General features: G+C 60.4%; 17 protein-coding genes. 11 read left to right on the top strand and 6 right to left on the bottom strand.

Annotated elements, in window-relative coordinates; all coding sequences use genetic code 11:
- Positions 1-20: 20 nt before the first annotated feature.
- The 3 genes from selD to CSK29544_RS16950 all read left to right on the top strand — a co-directional run bounded on the left by selD (position 21) and on the right by CSK29544_RS16950 (position 3,397).
- A complete protein-coding gene (gene selD, locus CSK29544_RS16960) occupies positions 21-1,064 on the top strand; it encodes a selenide, water dikinase SelD (protein WP_007893948.1) in 1,044 nt (347 codons plus the stop codon).
- Between the two features lie 3 nt (positions 1,065-1,067).
- Complete coding sequence (locus tag CSK29544_RS16955; RefSeq protein WP_007893951.1) at positions 1,068-3,014, top strand: DNA topoisomerase III; 1,947 nt, start codon at positions 1,068-1,070, stop codon at positions 3,012-3,014.
- A gap of 101 nt (positions 3,015-3,115) precedes the next feature.
- Positions 3,116-3,397: a DUF1496 domain-containing protein gene (locus CSK29544_RS16950; RefSeq protein ID WP_007893954.1), complete on the top strand. Its 282-nt coding sequence runs from the start codon at positions 3,116-3,118 to the stop codon at positions 3,395-3,397.
- On the opposite strand, the gene CSK29544_RS16945 is transcribed toward CSK29544_RS16950, so the two are convergent.
- Both CSK29544_RS16945 and xthA read right to left on the bottom strand, forming a co-directional pair.
- Positions 3,357-3,770: a pyrimidine (deoxy)nucleoside triphosphate diphosphatase gene (locus tag CSK29544_RS16945; protein WP_007893957.1), complete on the bottom strand. Its 414-nt coding sequence runs from the start codon at positions 3,768-3,770 to the stop codon at positions 3,357-3,359. The genes CSK29544_RS16950 and CSK29544_RS16945 overlap by 41 nt on opposite strands.
- Positions 3,771-3,818: 48 nt before the next feature.
- Positions 3,819-4,625 (bottom strand): exodeoxyribonuclease III, encoded by an 807-nt coding sequence (gene xthA / locus CSK29544_RS16940; protein WP_007893961.1) that lies wholly within the window; start codon positions 4,623-4,625, stop codon positions 3,819-3,821.
- 441 nt (positions 4,626-5,066) lie between these two features.
- On the opposite strand from xthA, the gene astC reads away from it, so the two are divergent.
- The 7 genes from astC (at position 5,067) to ves (ending at position 12,692) form a co-directional block, all read left to right on the top strand.
- The gene (astC, locus tag CSK29544_RS16935) at positions 5,067-6,287 is read left to right on the top strand and encodes a succinylornithine/acetylornithine transaminase (RefSeq protein ID WP_007893964.1); all 1,221 of its coding nucleotides are present in this window, start codon (positions 5,067-5,069) and stop codon (positions 6,285-6,287) included.
- The gene (gene astA, locus CSK29544_RS16930) at positions 6,284-7,321 is read left to right on the top strand and encodes an arginine N-succinyltransferase (protein ID WP_007893966.1); all 1,038 of its coding nucleotides are present in this window, start codon (positions 6,284-6,286) and stop codon (positions 7,319-7,321) included. Before astC ends, astA begins: the two co-directional genes overlap by 4 nt.
- Complete coding sequence (gene astD / locus CSK29544_RS16925) at positions 7,318-8,796, top strand: succinylglutamate-semialdehyde dehydrogenase (protein ID WP_007893968.1); 1,479 nt, start codon at positions 7,318-7,320, stop codon at positions 8,794-8,796. The genes astA and astD overlap by 4 nt, the downstream gene beginning before the upstream one ends.
- Positions 8,793-10,118, top strand: coding sequence for an N-succinylarginine dihydrolase (gene astB, locus CSK29544_RS16920; RefSeq protein WP_007893971.1), 1,326 nt, complete (start codon positions 8,793-8,795; stop codon positions 10,116-10,118). The genes astD and astB overlap by 4 nt, the downstream gene beginning before the upstream one ends.
- Positions 10,119-10,127: 9 nt before the next feature.
- Complete coding sequence (gene astE / locus CSK29544_RS16915) at positions 10,128-11,093, top strand: succinylglutamate desuccinylase (protein ID WP_007893978.1); 966 nt, start codon at positions 10,128-10,130, stop codon at positions 11,091-11,093.
- A gap of 294 nt (positions 11,094-11,387) precedes the next feature.
- A complete protein-coding gene (gene spy / locus CSK29544_RS16910) occupies positions 11,388-11,870 on the top strand; it encodes an ATP-independent periplasmic protein-refolding chaperone Spy (RefSeq protein ID WP_007893980.1) in 483 nt (160 codons plus the stop codon).
- A 276-nt stretch (positions 11,871-12,146) separates the two neighbouring features.
- A complete protein-coding gene (gene ves / locus CSK29544_RS16905; protein WP_015386779.1) occupies positions 12,147-12,692 on the top strand; it encodes an environmental stress-induced protein Ves in 546 nt (181 codons plus the stop codon).
- Here ves and cho read toward each other — a convergent pair.
- From cho to nadE, 3 genes are all read right to left on the bottom strand, one after another.
- Positions 12,683-13,564 (bottom strand): excinuclease Cho, encoded by an 882-nt coding sequence (cho, locus tag CSK29544_RS16900; protein ID WP_004388214.1) that lies wholly within the window; start codon positions 13,562-13,564, stop codon positions 12,683-12,685. The two genes, ves and cho, sit on opposite strands and share 10 nt — an antisense overlap.
- Positions 13,565-13,631: 67 nt before the next feature.
- Positions 13,632-14,522 (bottom strand): aromatic amino acid DMT transporter YddG, encoded by an 891-nt coding sequence (gene yddG / locus CSK29544_RS16895; RefSeq protein ID WP_007893987.1) that lies wholly within the window; start codon positions 14,520-14,522, stop codon positions 13,632-13,634.
- Positions 14,523-14,614: 92 nt separating this feature from the next.
- A complete protein-coding gene (nadE, locus tag CSK29544_RS16890; protein WP_004387342.1) occupies positions 14,615-15,442 on the bottom strand; it encodes an NAD(+) synthase in 828 nt (275 codons plus the stop codon).
- Positions 15,443-15,673: 231 nt separating this feature from the next.
- Here nadE and osmE point away from each other — a divergent pair, with 231 nt between their 5' ends.
- Positions 15,674-16,015, top strand: a complete 342-nt coding sequence (osmE, locus tag CSK29544_RS16885) for an osmotically-inducible lipoprotein OsmE (RefSeq protein ID WP_004387341.1) — start codon at positions 15,674-15,676, stop codon at positions 16,013-16,015.
- Between the two features lie 118 nt (positions 16,016-16,133).
- On the opposite strand, the gene katE is transcribed toward osmE, so the two are convergent.
- Positions 16,134-18,389, bottom strand: a complete 2,256-nt coding sequence (katE, locus tag CSK29544_RS16880; RefSeq protein ID WP_007893990.1) for a catalase HPII — start codon at positions 18,387-18,389, stop codon at positions 16,134-16,136.
- Positions 18,390-18,400: the final 11 nt, after the last annotated feature.

Raw genomic sequence — 18,400 nt, 5'->3', positions numbered from 1 at the left:
GACCAAACAAGGAGCGGTCCATGAGTGAGCAAGCGATTCGTCTGACCCAGTACAGCCACGGAGCAGGTTGCGGTTGTAAAATTTCCCCGAAAGTGCTGGAAACCATCCTGCACAGCGATCAGGCGAAGTTTATCGACCCCAACTTGCTTGTCGGCAACGAAACGCGCGACGACGCGGCGGTGTACGATCTCGGCAACGGCACGAGCGTTATCAGCACCACGGATTTCTTCATGCCCATCGTGGACAACCCGTTCGATTTTGGCCGTATCGCTGCGACCAACGCCATCAGCGACATCTACGCGATGGGCGGCAAACCGATCATGGCGATTGCGATCCTCGGCTGGCCGGTTAACACGCTCGCGCCGGAAATCGCGCGCGAGGTCGTGGAAGGCGGGCGCTTTGCGTGTCAGCAGGCGGGCATTGCGCTCGCGGGCGGCCACTCCATCGACGCGCCGGAGCCGATTTTCGGCCTGGCGGTCACAGGCGTCGTGCCGACCGAACGCGTGAAGAAAAACAGCACCGCCGAGGCGGGCTGCAAACTCTTTCTCACCAAGCCGCTGGGTATCGGCGTGCTGACCACCGCTGAGAAAAAATCGCTGCTGCGCCCGGAACATCAAAATCTTGCGACAGAAGTGATGTGCACCATGAATAAAACGGGCGCTGATTTCGCAGAGATCGACGGCGTGAGAGCGATGACGGATGTCACCGGCTTCGGGCTGCTGGGGCACCTCAGCGAAGTATGCCAGGGCGCGGGCCTGCAGGCGGAGCTCTGGTATGAGGCCGTGCCGAAATTGCCAGGCGTTGAAGAATACATCGCGCAGGGCGCGGTGCCGGGCGGCACCAGCCGTAACTTTGCGAGCTACGGCCACCTGATGGGCGATATGCCGGACGCCTGGCGCAGCCTGCTGTGCGATCCGCAAACCTCCGGCGGCCTGCTGCTGGCGGTGGAGCCCGCCGCAGAAGCGCAGGTGCAGGCCGTGGCGGCGGAGCATGGCATCACGCTTAGCGCCATCGGCGAGTTGAAAACCGCGCGCGGCGGCCGTCCGATGGTGGAGATTCGCTAATCGATGCGGTTGTTTATTGCCGAAAAGCCCAGTCTGGGGCGCGCCATCGCCGACGTGTTGCCGAAACCGCACCGCCGGGGCGACGGGTTTATTGAGTGCGGGAACGGCCAGGTGGTCACCTGGTGCGTCGGACACCTGCTGGAGCAGGCGCAGCCGGACGCCTATGACAGCCGCTATGGCCGCTGGAATCTCGCCGACTTACCCATCGTGCCGGAAAAGTGGCAGCTCCAGCCGAAACCGTCGGTTGCAAAGCAGCTTAATGTGATTAAAAAGCTGCTGCGCGAGGCGCAGGAGATTGTTCACGCAGGCGACCCGGACCGCGAAGGGCAACTGCTGGTGGATGAAGTGCTCGACTACCTGCAACTGCCCGCGGAAAAGCGCCAGCAGGTGCGCCGCTGCCTGATTAACGATCTCAACCCGCAGGCGGTGGAGCGCGCTATCGATAAACTGCGCGAGAACCGCGAGTTTGTGCCGCTCAGCACCTCGGCGCTCGCCCGCGCCCGCGCGGACTGGCTTTACGGCATTAACATGACGCGCGCTTATACGCTGCTCGGGCAGAACGCGGGCTACCAGGGCGTGCTCTCGGTAGGCCGCGTCCAGACGCCCGTGCTGGGGCTGGTGGTGCGGCGCGACGAAGAGATAGAAAACTTTGTCGCCAAAGATTTCTTTGAGGTCAAAGCGCACATCGTCACGCCCGCGCAGGAGCGCTTTACCGCGCTCTGGCAGCCGAGCGAGGCCTGCGAGCCGTACCAGGATGAAGAGGGGCGGCTCCTCAACCGCGCGCTGGCGGAGCATGTCGTTAAGCGTATAGAAGGGCAGCCAGCGGTTGTCACCAGCTATAACGACAAGCGCGAAAGCGAAGCCGCGCCGCTGCCGTTCTCCCTCTCGACGCTGCAAATCGAGGCCGCCAGACGCTTCAACCTGAGCGCGCAGACGGTGCTGGATATCTGCCAGAAGCTATACGAAACCCACAAACTCATTACGTATCCGCGCTCCGACTGCCGCTATCTGCCGGAAGAACATTTCGCGGGCCGTCATGCGGTGCTGAAGGCGATTGGCGTTCACGCGCCGGATCTCCTGCCGCAGCCCGCGGTCGATCCGGAGCGCCGTAATCGCTGCTGGGATGACAAAAAAGTGGACGCCCACCACGCCATTATCCCGACCGCCCGCAGCGCGCCCGCGTCGCTCTCTGACGGCGAGGCGAAAATCTACGGGCTTATTGCCCGTCAGTACCTGATGCAATTCTGCCAGGACGCGCAGTTCCGCAAATGCGTGATTGAACTTGAAATCGCGGGCGGCAAATTCATCGCCAAAGCGCGTTTTCTGGCGGAGACGGGCTGGCGCGCGCTGCTTGGCGCTAAAGAGCGCGACGAAGAGAACGACGGTACGCCGCTGCCGGTGGTGGCTAAAGGCGACGAGCTGCACTGCGAGCATGGTGAAGTGGTTGAACGCCAGACCCAGCCGCCGCGCCACTTTACCGACGCCACGCTGCTCTCGGCCATGACCGGCATCGCGCGTTTCGTGCAGGATAAAGATCTGAAGAAGATCCTGCGCGCCACCGACGGACTTGGCACCGAAGCGACCCGCGCGGGCATTATCGAGCTTTTATTTAAGCGCGGTTTTCTTGAAAAGCAGGGGCGCTATATTCATTCGACGCCCGCCGGGAAAGCGCTGATCCACGCGCTGCCGGAGCTTGCCGCACGCCCGGACATGACCGCGCAGTGGGAATCGACGCTGACGCAAATCAGCGAGAAACAGTGCCGCTATCAGGATTTCATGCAGCCGCTGGTGCAGACGCTCTACACGCTGATTGACCAGGCGCGCAGCGCCCCGGTGCGCCAGTTCCGCGGTCTGGTGGCGCCCCAGCAGGCTCAAAAACGCCGAGCGGGCAAGGGCGGCAAAAAGCCGGCGTCCCGCAAGCGCGGCAGCGCCCAGCCTGCGGCGGAGTAACCCGCCGCGCTAAACTCCGCGCCCGTTTCGCCGATAACGTCTTAAGGAGAGCGCGGCGCGCTATAGTGAAATCAGCATCACATCACAAGAGGGGAAACGGGGTGTCAGTGAAAAAATGCTTACTGGCGGCGCTGGCGCTGCTGGCGACACTGCCGGCGGGTGCCGACAGGCTGCGCCCGGATGTGCAGGTCAACATACCGGAAGCGGTGTTCAGTACCGGCGGCCAGCGTTCGCAGCAGCAGTGTATTCAGTGCTGCGTCTATCAGGATCAAAACTACTCCGAAGGGGCGGTGATCAAAGCCGACGGCGTGCTGTTGCAGTGCCAGCGCGACGAGAAAACCCTTAGCACGAACCCGCTGGTGTGGCGTCGCGTGCGGACATAAACGCCTCAAGCAGGGGAATATCCGCCGGGGCGAGCGCATAGCCGAACGCCTCGCGCGGCTCACACCAGACGAGCGCGGTGTGGCAGAGCGCCTGCGGCTCGCCGTCAAAATCGTTCACCTGCCACGCATGTAACCGAATAACCCGCCCGGAAACCTCACGCGTGTGGCTTGCCACATACGCGCCGATACGCGCGCTTAACGCCAGCTCTTTGGCAAGTTCACGCGCCAGCGCCGCAGGCTGGCTTTCGCCCGGCTCCACTTTGCCGCCGGGAAATTCCCACAGCCCCGGCTGATCGCAATCAGGCGAGCGCTGCGCCAGCAGCACCTGGCCGTCGCGCACGATGATTGCCGCCACGACATCAATGATTTGCATGGTGATTTTCCGTAAAGGCTCCTCCCCGAGCAGGAGGAGCGGAACAGATTACAGCGAGAAGGTCGCCCAGACCGGCGCGTGATCGGAGGGTTTTTCCATCGCGCGGATATCGTAATCGATGCCGGTCTCAGCCAGGCGCGCCATCAGCGGATCGCTCGCCAGCAGCAGGTCGATGCGCAGGCCGCGGTTATCGTCAAAGCCTTTCGAGCGGTAGTCGAACCAGGAGTAGCGGTCGCTGGTTTCGGGGTTGGCGTGACGGAACGTATCTTTAAGCCCCCAGTTCAGCAGGCGGCCCATCCATTCACGCTCTTCCGGCAGGAACGAGCATTTGCCGGTACGCAGCCAGCGCTTGCGGTTCTCTTCGCCGATGCCGATATCCAGATCGCCGGGGCTGATATTCATATCACCCATAATCAGCACTGGCTTATTGTTGCTCAGCGCCGTCTCAAGATAGTCCTGCAAATCCTGATAAAACTTCGCTTTGGCCGGGAATTTCACCTCGTGATCGCGGCTCTCGCCCTGCGGGAAATAGCCGTTGATGACCGTGATATCGCCAATAGAAGAAGGGATTTCGGCCATGATGATACGGCGCTGCGCTTCTTCGCCGTCGCCCGGAAAGCCGCGGCGCACAGAAACCGGTGTGGCTTTAGTCAGCAGCGCCACGCCGTAATGGCCTTTCTGACCGTGATAAAAAACGTTGTAGCCCAGTTTCGCCACCTCTTCGAGAGGGAACATATCGTCATGGACTTTAGTTTCCTGCAGGCCGATAACGTCCGGCTGATGCTGTTCCACCAGCGCGGCAAGCTGATGAGGGCGGGCGCGCAGGCCATTGATGTTAAAAGAGATGAATTTCATAGTCGCGAACACACTGGATGAACAAGAGTGGCGCGATGGTAACAGAAAAACCGCCCGCGCGTCTCCCGGCCCGGCAAGGTTGTGACGATTGTTAAAAGCGGCGCAAACCCTGTGCTTTTGCACCAGGACGGCGCGAGCGCTCTGAAATGGGGCGCGTTGATATGGCAAATCCCGGTCACGATCACAAATCCAGAACAATATTTTATCAATGCATAAAAGTGCGGGTTTTTTTATGGCGAAGGCCGCTTTGTCATAAAAGTATTCACTTTTTATGCAATAAAAGTGAATAACACAGATTCGTAACCTATTGATTTAACGTTACTGACTCTCCGGTATGCAGTTTCTCCTCTGGCTGGCACGAAGCGTGCAATCTACAGTAAGAGCGCAAATGCACATTTAATTAACAACTAAACAACCTTTTATTTACCGGACGAGGTCGCTATGTCGCAGTCAATTACCCGCCAGAACTTTGATGAGTGGATGATCCCCGTTTATGCTCCTGCCGCGTTTATTCCGGTGCGGGCTGAGGGTTCCACGCTCTGGGATCAGGAAGGCAAAGAGTATATCGATTTCGCGGGCGGCATCGCGGTAAATGCGCTCGGGCACGCACACCCGAAACTGCGCGAAGCGCTGGAGACCCAGGCGGCGAAAATCTGGCATACCGGCAACGGGTATACCAACGAGCCGGTGCTGCGCCTCGCCAAACGTTTGATTGACGCCACCTTCGCCGATCGCGTTTTCTTCTGTAACTCCGGCGCGGAAGCCAACGAGGCGGCGCTGAAGCTCGCCCGCAAATATGCCCACGACCACTACGGCGCGCAGAAAAGCGGCATTGTGGCGTTTAAAAACGCGTTCCACGGCCGCACGCTGTTTACCGTCTCCGCTGGCGGCCAGCCTGCGTATTCCCAGGATTTCGCGCCGCTGCCACCGCAAATCAGCCATGCCGTGTTTAACGATCTCGATTCCGCCGCCGCGTTAATTAATGACGACACCTGCGCGGTGATTGTCGAGCCGGTGCAGGGCGAGGGCGGCGTGGTGCCTGCCACTAAAGCCTTCCTGCAGGGTCTGCGCGAGCTGTGCGATCGCCATAACGCGCTGCTGATTTTTGATGAAGTGCAGACCGGCGTGGGCCGCACCGGCCACCTCTACGCTTATATGCATTACGGCGTGACGCCGGATGTGCTCTCTACCGCCAAAGCGCTTGGCGGCGGTTTCCCGATTGGCGCGATGCTCACCACCGAACGCTGCGCCGCCGTGATGGGCGTCGGTACGCACGGCACCACGTATGGCGGCAACCCGCTGGCGGGTGCGGTCGCAGGCCAGGTGCTGGATCTGGTGAACACGCCGGAGATGCTCGATGGCGTGAAAGCGCGTCACGACGCGTTTGTCGAGCAATTGAACGCCATCAACCAGCGCCTCGGGCTGTTTAAAGAGATCCGTGGCCTGGGGCTGCTCATCGGCTGCGTACTGAAAGACGAGTATGCGGGCAAGGCGAAGGCGATTTCGCTCGCCGCCGCGAAAGAAGGCGCGATGGTGCTGATCGCGGGCGCTAACGTGCTGCGCTTCGCGCCTGCGCTCAACATCAGTCATCAGGAGATTGAAACCGGGCTTGCCCGCATGGCGCGCGCCTGCGAAAACTGGCTGAAGGAGGGCGCATCATGATGGTGATTCGCCCCGTCGCACACCACGACGTTCCGGCGCTGCTGCGCCTCGCTGCAAAAACCGGCGGCGGGTTGACCTCGCTGCCGGTGGATGAAAAAACGCTCAGCGCGCGCGTCGAGCGCTCCCTGCAAACCTGGCGCGGCGAACTGCCGCCAGGCGATCAGGGCTATGTCTTTGTGCTGGAAGATACGCAAAGCCGCACGGTTGCCGGCATTTGCGCCATTGAAGTGGCCGTCGGACTCAGCGAGCCCTGGTATAACTACCGTGTGGGCACGCTGGTACACGCCTCGAAAGAGCTGAATGTCTACAACGCGCTGCCGACGCTGTTTCTCAGCAACGATCATACCGGCAGCAGCGAGCTCTGCACGCTGTTTCTCGACCCGGAGTGGCGCAAAAACGGCAACGGCTATCTGCTCTCCAAATCGCGCTTTATGTTTATGGCCGCGTTTCGCGAACGCTTTAATGAAAAAGTGGTGGCGGAAATGCGTGGGGTCATTGACGAGCACGGCTACTCGCCGTTCTGGGAAAGCCTCGGGCAGCGCTTCTTCTCGATGGAATTCAGCCGCGCCGATTATCTCTGCGGTACCGGCCAGAAGGCGTTTATCGCTGAGCTGATGCCAAAACACCCCATCTACACCCAGTTTCTTTCTGAAGAGGCGCAGTCGGTTATCGGCCAGGTCCATAAAGACACCGCGCCCGCGCGCGCCGTGCTGGAGGCCGAAGGCTTCCGCTATCGCAACTATGTGGACATCTTTGACGGCGGGCCGACGCTGGAGTGTGATATCGACCGGGTGCGGGCTATTCGTAAGAGCCGCCTCGTGGAAGTGGCGGAAGGCCAGCCGGTTACCGACGACGAACTGCCGGCCTGCATGGTCGCCAACGAAAATTACGATAGCTTCCGCGTGATGTTAATCCGCGCCAGACCGGACGCCGACAGGCTGATTCTGGACGCCGCCACGCTGGATGCCCTGCAATGCCGCCACGGCGATCGTGTACGCCTGGTGCGCCTGTGCCCTGAGGAGAAAAAAGTATGAGTTTATGGATCAACGGTGAGTGGATAACAGGGCAGGGCGAGGCGCTGGAAAAACGCGATCCGGTGGGCGGCGGCCTGCTCTGGCAGGGACATGCGGCGGACGACGCGCAGGTGCAAGCGGCCTGCGCCGCCGCCCGCGCGGCGTTCCCGGCCTGGGCGAAACGGCCCTTCGCCGACCGTCAGGCTATCGCTGAGAAATTCGCGGCGTTGCTTGAGGCGAACAAAACAGAACTGACGCGCATCATCGCGCTGGAGACCAGCAAACCGCGCTGGGAGGCGGCCACCGAAGTGACCGCAATGATCAATAAAGTAGGCATTTCGCTCAAAGCGTACCAGACCCGCACCGGCGAACAGCACTCGCCGATGCCGGACGGCGCGGCCACGCTGCGCCACCGTCCCCACGGCGTGCTGGCGGTTTTCGGGCCGTATAACTTCCCCGGTCACCTGCCGAACGGCCATATCGTTCCGGCGCTGCTCGCGGGCAACACGCTGGTGTTTAAACCGAGCGAACTGACGCCGCACACCGGCGAAGCCGTGATGAAACTCTGGGAGCAGGCGGGCCTGCCTGCGGGCGTGCTGAATCTGGTGCAGGGCGCGCGCGCGACCGGCCAGGCGCTCTCCGCGCAGCCGGAACTCGACGGCCTGCTCTTTACCGGCAGCGCCGGCACCGGTTATCAACTGCATCGCCAGCTGGCGGGGCAGCCCGAAAAAATTCTGGCGCTGGAGATGGGCGGTAATAACCCGCTGATTGTCGAAGATCCTGACGATATCGACGGCGCGGTGCATCTGGCGATCCAGTCGGCGTTTATCACCGCCGGGCAGCGCTGCACCTGCGCGCGCCGCCTGCTGGTGAAACGCGGTGCTGCGGGCGACGCCTTCCTGGCGCGCCTCGTTGAAATCGCCGGGCGTTTGCGCCCCGGCCGCTGGGACGCCGAGCCGCAGCCGTTTATGGGCGGGCTTATCAGCGCGCAGGCGGCGGAGCGGGTGCTGGAAGCCTGGCAGGGGCATCTGTCGCGCGGCGGCAAGCCGCTGTTAACGCCAGCCCTGGTGCAGGCGGGCAGCTCGCTGCTCACGCCCGGTATTATTGAGCTAACCGGCGTGCGCGACGTGCCGGATGAAGAAGTCTTCGGGCCGCTGCTGGGCGTCTGGCGTTACGACGATTTCGACGAGGCGATTACGCTTGCCAACGCCACCCGCTATGGACTTTCCTGCGGGCTGATTTCGCCGGTTCGCGAGAAATTCGACCAGTTGCTGCTGGAAGCGCGCGCCGGTATCGTGAACTGGAACAAACCGCTGACGGGGGCGGCCAGCACAGCGCCGTTCGGCGGCGTCGGGGCATCCGGCAATCACCGTCCGAGCGCCTGGTATGCGGCGGATTACTGCGCCTGGCCGATGGCCTCGCTGGAAAGCCCGACCTTCGCGCTGCCGCAGACGTTAAACCCCGGCCTCGATTTCAGCGGGAAGGAGCAGGCATGAAAGCACGTGAAGTCAATTTTGACGGACTGGTGGGGCTGACGCACCACTACGCCGGGCTCTCTTTCGGTAATGAGGCCTCGACGAAACATCGTTTTCAGGTCTCTAATCCGAAGCTTGCCGCCAAACAGGGGCTCGCGAAGATGAAAGCGCTGGCGGACGCCGGTTTCCCGCAGGCGGTGATCCCGCCGCAGGAGCGTCCGAACCTTGCGGCGCTGCGCCAGATTGGCTTTACCGGCAGCGATCAACAGGTGCTGGAGAAAGCCTGGCGCGCCGCGCCGTATCTGCTATCGGCCGCCAGCTCCGCATCGTCGATGTGGGTGGCGAACGCCGCAACGGTTTGTCCGTCTGCCGACGCGCTGGATGGCAAAGTGCACCTGACCGTGGCGAACCTTAACAATAAATTCCACCGCGCCAGCGAAGCGCCCGGCACCGAACGGCTGCTGCGGGCGATTTTCCGCGACGAGTCCCGCTTTGCCGTACACGGCGCGCTGCCGCAGGTGGCGATGTTCGGCGACGAAGGCGCGGCCAACCATAACCGGCTCGGCGGCGACTACGGCGAGCCGGGGCTTCAGCTTTTCATCTACGGGCGCGAAGAGAGCGGGGCACTGGTGCCTGCCCGTTACCCGGCGCGCCAGACGCTGGAAGCCTCGCAGGCCGTGGCGCGGCTTAACCAGGTGGATCCGCAGCGCGTTATGTTCGCGCAGCAAAACCCGGCGGTGATTGACCAGGGCGTGTTCCATAACGATGTCATTGCGGTCTCCAACCGCCAGGTACTGTTCTGCCACGAGCACGCGTTTTTGCATCAGCAGGCGCTGTTCGACGCGCTGGCTGAAAAAGTACCGGACTTTACGCCGCTGGTGGTGCCCGCAGGCGCGGTGTCGGTGCAGGACGCGGTAGAAACCTACCTTTTCAACAGCCAGCTGCTGAGCCGCGACGACGGCTCAATGATGCTGGTGCTCCCTGAGGAGTCGCGCCGCCACGAAGGCGTCTGGCGTTATCTGAACACGCTTGTGGCGGCGGATAACCCGATTAGCGAGCTGAAAGTTTTTGACCTGCGCGAAAGCATGGCCAACGGCGGTGGCCCCGCCTGTCTGCGCCTGCGCGTGGTGCTGACCGACGACGAGCGCCAGGCGGTGAACCCGGCGGTGATGATGAACGACACGCTTTTTACGCGGCTTAACGCGTGGGTGGATAAATATTACCGCGACCGGCTGACGCAGGAAGATCTGGTGGATCCACAGTTGCTGCGCGAAGGGCGCGAGGCGCTGGATGAACTGTCGCGCCTGCTTTCGCTCGGCAATGTCTATCCGTTTCAGCAGTAAGGAGACGCCGTGGACGATTTTATTGCGAAGACGCTGCGCGGCGAGACGCCCGCCAGGAAAACGCTGCAACGCGGCGGTGTGACAGTCGAGTGGCTGGATGAAGGCATTCTGCAACTGACGCCCGCGGGCGAGGTGCGCGGCGCGCTGGTGGTGAGCGCGGGCATTCACGGTAATGAAACCGCGCCGGTCGAGATACTGGAGCAACTCCTCGCGCCGCTGGTGCGCGGCGAGCGGCCGCTCGTCTGGCGACTGCTGGTGGTGCTCGGCAGCCCGGCGGCGCTGCGGGCCGGACGCCGGTTTGTCGATTACGATCTTAACCGTCTTTTCGGCGGGCGCTGGCAAACCGCCACGCCGGGTGTGGAAACCGCCCGCGCGGAACGTCTTGAGCAGGCGCTGGAGACGTTTTTTGGGGCGGGCGATGAAACGGTGCGCTGGCATCTGGATCTGCATACCGCCATTCGCGCGTCGCGCTTCCCGCGCTTTGGCGTACTGCCCGCGCGCACGACGGCGTGGCCGGAGGATTTTCTCGCCTGGCTTGGCGACGCCGGGCTACAGGCGCTGGTATTTCATTGCGCGCCGGGCGGCACCTTCACGCACTTTTCCTGCGAGCGCTTCGCAGCACTCAGCTGTACGCTGGAACTCGGGAAGGCGCTGCCGTTCGGCCAGAACGATCTCAGCCAGTTCGCCCCAACGCAGCGGGCGCTGTCAGCGCTGCTGGACGGCTCGCCCGCGCCTGCCGCTATGGATGCGCCGCGCCGCTTTGAGGTGGCGCAGCAAATCACCCGGCGAAGCGATCGCTTTGTGCTGCATATGTCCGCTGAGACCGAAAATTTCACGGTATTCGACGCAGGCACGCTGCTTGCGGAAGATGGCGATGAGCGCTATTACGCGCAGGAAAATGAACGGGTGCTGTTTCCGAATCCCTCTGTCGCGCTCGGTTTACGCGCGGGATTAATGCTGCGGGAAATAAAATAATATGCGGCCCCCTGTGGGCCGTGAAAATAATGCGGATAATTCTGAGCGCGGCGCTTTATTTTACAGCGGTGCGCTTATATACTGCGCTCACACTCTCTTCACAATCAATCGGTTGTGATATTTAAAGAATCTTCTCCTCCGTTTTTCCTTATTTTCTCCATAATCGAACAATAATTGTTTTTTATGCTTTCACTGTTTTACTCAGACTCTGACTGATTGACGAATCTGCCCGTAGAATTAATCTCGTCAAGGCGACAACCTGTTGCTGAATTAACTGAAAGTAAGGACAACATTATGCGTAAATTAACGGCTATCTTCGTTGCTTCCACCCTGGCGCTTGGCGCGGCTAATCTGGCACAGGCGGCGGAGACCCCGGCACCTGATGCGAATAACGCACCGATGATGCACCATAAAGGTCCGCGCGGCCCGCATCACGATATGATGTTCCAGGGGCTGAACCTGACCGATGCGCAGAAGCAGCAAATTCGCGACATCCGTAAAGCCCAGCGTGAAAAATTCGAGCGTCCGTCGCTGGAAGAACGCCGCGCGATGCACAATCTGATCGCCAGCGACAGCTTTGATAAAGACAAAGCGCAGGCCCAGATCGATAAAATGGAAGCGCAGCATAAAGCCCGTATGCTGGCGCACATGGAAACCCAGAACAAAATTTATAACGTGCTGACGCCGGAGCAGAAAAAACAATTTAATGCCAATTTTGAGAAGCGTCTGACAGAACGTCCGGCTCCGGAAGGTAAAATGCCCGCAGATGCAGAATAATTTCTGACTGGTTTAAGACCGCCGGTTTTGGCAAGCGTCCTTTGATGGCGCTGGCCAGGGCCGGCGGTTTTTCTTTTCCCACGCCTCTTGCCACGTAATTTCTGTTGGTTATCATTCATCGCTGCCGCCGTGCGGCGTAGTTTGCCTGCGTATGTTAAGGATCTGCGTTCGCCATCCTCTGACGTGCCGATAATCAGGCCTGTAAATGTATAACAATAATTTTTGCCGCAGTACGCCTGTGGCGACTGGCGCATGATGCGCGTTCCAGGAGTGGGGATGGAATTTTTCGACGTCAAAAAGATGCCGGTGAACCTGTGGCGTAATGGCGCAGGCGAAACCCGCGAGATCTGTTGTTACCCGCCGAGCCGGGATTTTAACTGGCGCGCCAGCATTGCTTCTCTTGCCAGCAATGGCGAATTTAACGTTGTGCCGCAGGTTGACCGCGTGGTTACGCTGCTCGATGGCGGTGAAGTCACATTGCTTGGCGGCGGCGCGTTTCGTCATACGTTAAAGCGCCACCAGCCGTTTACCTTCGCGGGCGAGCAACCGGTACGCGCTGAGCTGACCGACGGGCGCATGTCACTCGACTTTAATCTGATGACCCGGCGCGATCGCTGTCGCGCGCAGGTGCGCGTCGCCGATCGCACGTTTACCACTGGCCGCGCGCGCGGCGGGATTGTGTATGTTTTAAGCGGCGCCTGGCAGCTAAACGATAAATTGCTGACGCCGGAGCAGGGTGCCTGGTGGCAGGAGGGAAGCCATACCCTCCGGCTATTAAAAGCCGAAGGGCAGGTGCTGTTTAGCGAAATTACTTATCTCTGAGGCGCGTGCGCGCCGATTTCCACTATCTCATGCTCGCCGCTGATAAGCGGCTTGCACAGAATGCGATAGCCGTCGTTATCAAAGCCCTGCGGCGCGCGCGAGATGCTCGCCGCGTCGCTTAACGAGGCGACCGATCCCAGCCAGTACCAGTTATGGATGATATGGTACTGCGTCATGTCACCGAAACTCTCCCGCAGCCCGACCGGGCCGTCCCACGGCCAGCAGATAACGCGCATGCGCTCCAGCGCCTCCATCAGACGCGCGTTGTGCGCCTCCAGCGGCTCTTTGCCGCAGCAGGCCCCCGCGCAGCGTTTCAGCGCCGAGCGGAAACAGGCGCGCCCGGGGCGTACGGATTCCAGCCCCAGCAGGCCGTAGCAGAGCTGTTGTTCGTCTGCGATTGACTGCAACGTGCCGAGCGCCGCGCGGCGGCTCGAAAAAAGACCATACAGGCCCGGCTGGTGCGAGAAATCGACATCGCGCGCGTAGACCACGTCCGGCTTTTCGCCCTTGAACTGCAAGGAGCAGAGCTGCCGGTTACGGCGCAACCGTTTATTAAACAGCGGCTGCTGCTCTTTGATCATCTGCGCCTCTAGCAGCAGCGCGCCGATTTCGCCTGCGGTGCGGATAAACGTGATACGCCGCGACTGACGCAGCATGGAGGCTTCATCCGGCGTGCGCAGGTGCGACAGCACCCGGCTGCGAATATTGACGCTCTTGCCGATATAAAGCGGCATGGTTTCGCTTTCGCCATGAAAAACATAGACGCCGGGGTGCTTTGGCAGATCGTCAAGCCACGGACGCAGATGCTCGGGATATTCATAAATTGCCGCTTTTTCAAACTCCAGCCGCGGCGCGCCAGTACGCCTTACCACATCACTCTCCTGAATACTGTTTACTTATCCAGTCTATCAGGGAATGTGTGGTTGAAAAAGCGTCATCTTAGCTGAGATTGCGCGTGGCGAGCCAGCAGAGCAGGGAGCCCGCCACCACCATCGCCACGCCCTGCCAGAACGCGATGCCCGGCGCGAGGCCGAGCCACAGGCTTGCCAGCAGCGCCGAGAGCACCGGCGTGAAGTAAGAGGCGGTGGCGAGCAGCGTCATATTGCCGTGCTGAATACTGTAGTTCCAGGCGGCGTAGGCGGCTGCGGTGGAAAGCCCCATAAAGAGCAGTTGCGCGACGGCAGGAAGCGAAAGCTGCATCGGCGGCTGCGGCGCGAGGCAAAATTGTAGCCACAGCACGGCGGCGGTGGCGCAGAAAAAGAGCGCCACGCCGTTCTGCCCGTTGCTCCAGCGGCGCGTCAGATTGCAGTAGAGCGCCCAGACCAGCGCGGCGCTGAACGCGAGCGCGTAAGCAACCGGATTATCCTGCATGTTGAGCCAGAGCTGCGCGGGCGACCAGTCGCCGTCGCCTTTCAGCACCTGAAACACGCCCGCGATCGCGAGCAGCAGCCCAGGCCAGAGCCAGGCGCGGCAGCGCTGGCCGTTGATGAGCACCGCCAGCAGCACCGTCAGGCTCGGCCAGAGATAGTTAATCATCCCAAGCTCCAGCGACTGCGCGCGGGTATGCGCAAGCCCAATCGCCAGCGCGAGGCAGATTTCATAGCCAACGAAGAGCGCACCGCCGATGATTAAATAGCGGCGCGGTAAGCGGCCAGGGTGAATGAGGCCAGGCGACACCATCAGACACAGCGAACTGACGGTATAAATCAGCGCTGCGCCGCCCACCGGGCCGAACGCCTCGCTGATGCTGCGCAATAAACCGACGGAGGTGCTCCAGAGCAGAATGGCCAGAAGGCCAGGCAGCGTGGCGCGCTGCGGGGAAACTGACATACGTCATCCGTGAAAAAAGTGCGGCGGTACAAAACGTAAAGATGAGCGAGGCGCCACTCCCCGGCCCGGCCGGGGAGGTTGCCGCAACGCGATTACTGTTTCCAGAAATCGTCGAAAATCGTGATCGGCGGGCGACGTTTGTGCTCGGTTTTCACATACCAGCCGTCGATGATCTGGCTGATTTTCTCATCAATCTGTTTGCCTTCCAGGTAATCGTCGATGTTGTCGTACGTCACGCCGAGCGCCACTTCATCCGGCAGGGACGGGCGGTCGTCTTCGAGATCGGCGGTCGGCACTTTGAGGTAGAGATGCTCCGGGCAGCCCAGAGTTTTCAGCAGTAGTTTGCCCTGGCGTTTATTAAGACGGAACAGCGGGTTGATGTCGGTGCCGCCATCGCCATATTTAGTGAAAAAGCCGGTGACGGCTTCGGCCGCATGATCGGTGCCCACGACCACGCCTTTGGTCATCCCGGCGATGCTGTACTGCGCTTTCATACGCTCACGCGCTTTTTCGTTGCCGCGCACAAAATCGCTCAGCTCAATGCCTGCTTCGCGCAGCGCTTTCTCGCTTGCCAGCACCGCTTCTTTAATGTTGACCGTCAGCACTTTATCCGGCTGGATAAACGCCAGCGCATCCTGACAATCTTTTTCGTCGAACTGCACACCGAAAGGCAGGCGCACCGCGATAAACTGATAGCTCTGATCGCCGGTTTCATCGCGCAGTTCGCTGATGGCAAGCTGGCTCAGTTTGCCTGCGAGCGTGGAATCCTGACCGCCGCTGATGCCGAGCACCAGGGTTTTCAGGAACGGATACGTTTTCAGATAGGATTTGAGAAAATCGACGCTGCGGCGGATCTCTTCGTGAGCGTCAATCTGCGGTTTCACACCAAGTGCCTGAATAATTTCTTGTTGTAATGCCATGTACCCCTCCAGTCTTGTTCGCCTGCAACGCGCAGGCCATGAAACAGTGATTTGTTAAAGCTAACCCGTTGTGGGCAAAACGACAAGTTGTCGCCGCCCTGCGTGGTTTTGCGCTATCAGCATCGCCTGAGGGAATACTCTTAATTTGGCGCTGTTTTGGGTAACAAGTTGAAAAATGTTATTTTATATTCCAGGCTTATCTGCACACGCTGAAAAAAAGAGGATGACACAATGAACAAGAAGTTTGCAGGGTTTTTGGGTGCAGCGGCTGTTATGACGATGCTGGCAGGGTGTACCGCTTACGATCGCACCGCCGATCAGTTTACCCAGCCGGTAGTTAAAGACGTGAAAAAAGGCATGAGCCGTCAGCAGGTGATGCAGATTGCCGGTAAACCGTCTTCTGAAGTGACCATGATCCATGCTCGCGGTACCTGCCAGACCTATATTCTGGGCAGCCGTAACGGCAAAACCGAAACCTATTTCGTCGCGCTGGACGATACGGGCCACGTAATGAACTCCGGCTACCAGACCTGTGCCGAGTACGACACCGACCCGCAGGCGCCGAAGAAATAATCGCGCTGTGACAGAAAAACCGGCTCCGGCCGGTTTTTTTACGTCTGCATGTTGTGGGATGTGCACCGGCAAATAAAAAACGCCGCAAGGGCGGCGTTTTTGTATGGCGTATTCACGGTTAAGCCGGAATTGATGCCACTTTCGGCGTGCGCGCCCAGACGCGGTGGCAGGCGAGCTGGTGGATGAAATCATCCATAAAGCTGCCGGAGGCGTCGTCGGCTTCGACAATGCCTTCTTCGCCGGTGTCTGGCACCGCCAGATGGCGCTTCAGACCGCGCGCGTCGCCCATCAGGCCGATCGCTTTCAGGTGTTTATACGCCTCCAGCAGGTAGTAAACCGCATCGCCATTATCGGTAAGGGCGCTCGCCGCACCACCCGGCACCAGTACGGCATCGACCGTCACGGATGGCGATCCGGCAAACGTACCAGCGATTTCCAGTTGCGAGCCATCATCCGCCGTCACGCTACCCATGCGGCTGTACAGGAGTTTGGCATGCACGCCGTGCGATTTCAGCGCCTGCAGCATGGCGAGCAGATCGGCCGATTTCACATGGTCGTTAAGCAGCACCGCAACCACGCGGCCTTTCACGGAGCCGCCCGGCACTGCGTACAGGCTCAGCGACGGATCTTTCTTCAGCCCATTGACGTCCTTCGGCGGCGCGACGTGCATCTGCTCGTCGGTAAGCGTAATACCAAGATTATTCGCCACCGGATGCGCCAGCGAAATATCGATATGGCAGAGGTGATCCACCACGCGCTCGCGAATATAGCTGCGCACGACTTTGCTCAGCTCAAAGCTGAAGGCGTCGATGATATGGCGCTGCTCGACCGGCGTCTGGCTCTGCCAGAAGAGGCGCGGCTGGGAGTAATATTCGCCAAACGACGGGCTGCGCTCGCGGATCTTATGCCCCTCAATACGTTCCTGATGGCTTTCAAACCCGCCCGCTTTTGGCGCAGGCGGCGTCTCGCGCGGCCAGTTGTCGTTGATCGAGTTTGGCTCGTAGTTGGCCGGGTTGGTGTCGATATCCATCCGGTGCATGCCGTCGCGCTGGAAATTATGGTACGGGCAGGTCGGGCGGTTAATCGGGATTTCGTGGAAGTTCGGCCCGCCGAGACGGCTTATCTGGGTGTCGGTATAAGAGAACAGACGGCCCTGCAGCAGCGGATCGTTGCTGAAATCCAGCCCCGGCACGATATGGCCCGGATGGAACGCGGCCTGTTCGTTTTCGGCGAAGAAGTTATCCGGGTTGCGGTTCAGCACCATTTTGCCGACCAGCTGCACCGGCACCAGCTCTTCCGGGATAAGCTTGGTGGCATCGAGCAGGTCAAAATCAAACTTAAATTCGTCCTCTTCCGGGATCAGCTGCACGCCGAGTTCATATTCCGGGTAGTCGCCCGCTTCGATGGCCTCCCAGAGATCGCGACGGTGGAAATCTGGATCTCGCCCGGTGAGCTTCTGCGATTCATCCCAGATAAGCGACGCTTTACCCGCCACCGGCTTCCAGTGGAAGCGCACAAAGGTGCCTTTGCCTTCGGCGTTAATGAAGCGGAAGGTGTGAATGCCAAAGCCTTCCATAGTGCGGTAGCTACGCGGAATGCCGCGGTCAGACATCGCCCACATGACGTTATGCAGCGTTTCCGGCTGGAGCGACACGTAATCCCAGAAGGTGTCATGCGCGCTCTGGCCCTGCGGAATAGCCCAGTGCGGCTCCGGCTTCACGGCATGAACGAAATCCGGGAACTTATGGGCGTCCTGAATAAAAAACACGGGTGTATTGTTGCCGACCAGATCGAAAATCCCTTCTTCGGTATAAAACTTGGTGGCGAAGCCGCGGATATCGCGCACCGTATCCGCGGAGCCCGCGCCGCCCTGTACCGTAGAGAAGCGCACAAATACCGGCGTGATTTTTTCTGGATCGCTTAAGAACGCGGCTTTGGTGATATCGCTCAGGCTTTTATACGGCTGAAAGTAGCCGTGGGCGGCCGAGCCGCGCGCGTGGACGATGCGCTCAGGAATACGCTCGTGGTCGAAGTGCGTGATTTTTTCCCGCAGGATGAAATCTTCCAGCAGCGTCGGGCCGCGGGTGCCGGCGCGCAGCGAGTTCTGATCGTTGGCGATGCGCACGCCCTGGTTGGTTGTCAGCGCCTCGTTCTCACCGCCTTTGCGAAAGGTCTCCAGCGCGCCGAGCTTATCGTTCGTGACATCCGGCGCCTTCAGGCTGCCTGGCGCGGTCGGCTGCTCGCCTGGCGGGGTGGGTGCCGGAGAAGGGCGGTGGGAGCCATCGGCAGGCGCCAGCGACCCCATCCCTGGCTCAGATGAGCGCGCGTCGTGGAACGGGGCTTCATGGTTAGGGCGTTTCTCATCATTCGACATTGAACTCATCT

The organism is Cronobacter sakazakii (genome assembly GCF_000982825.1).
In the GTDB taxonomy this organism is placed as follows: domain Bacteria; phylum Pseudomonadota; class Gammaproteobacteria; order Enterobacterales; family Enterobacteriaceae; genus Cronobacter; species Cronobacter sakazakii.
Note: the sequence above shows the minus strand (reverse complement) of the source record. Positions and strands in the feature narration are given on the sequence as shown.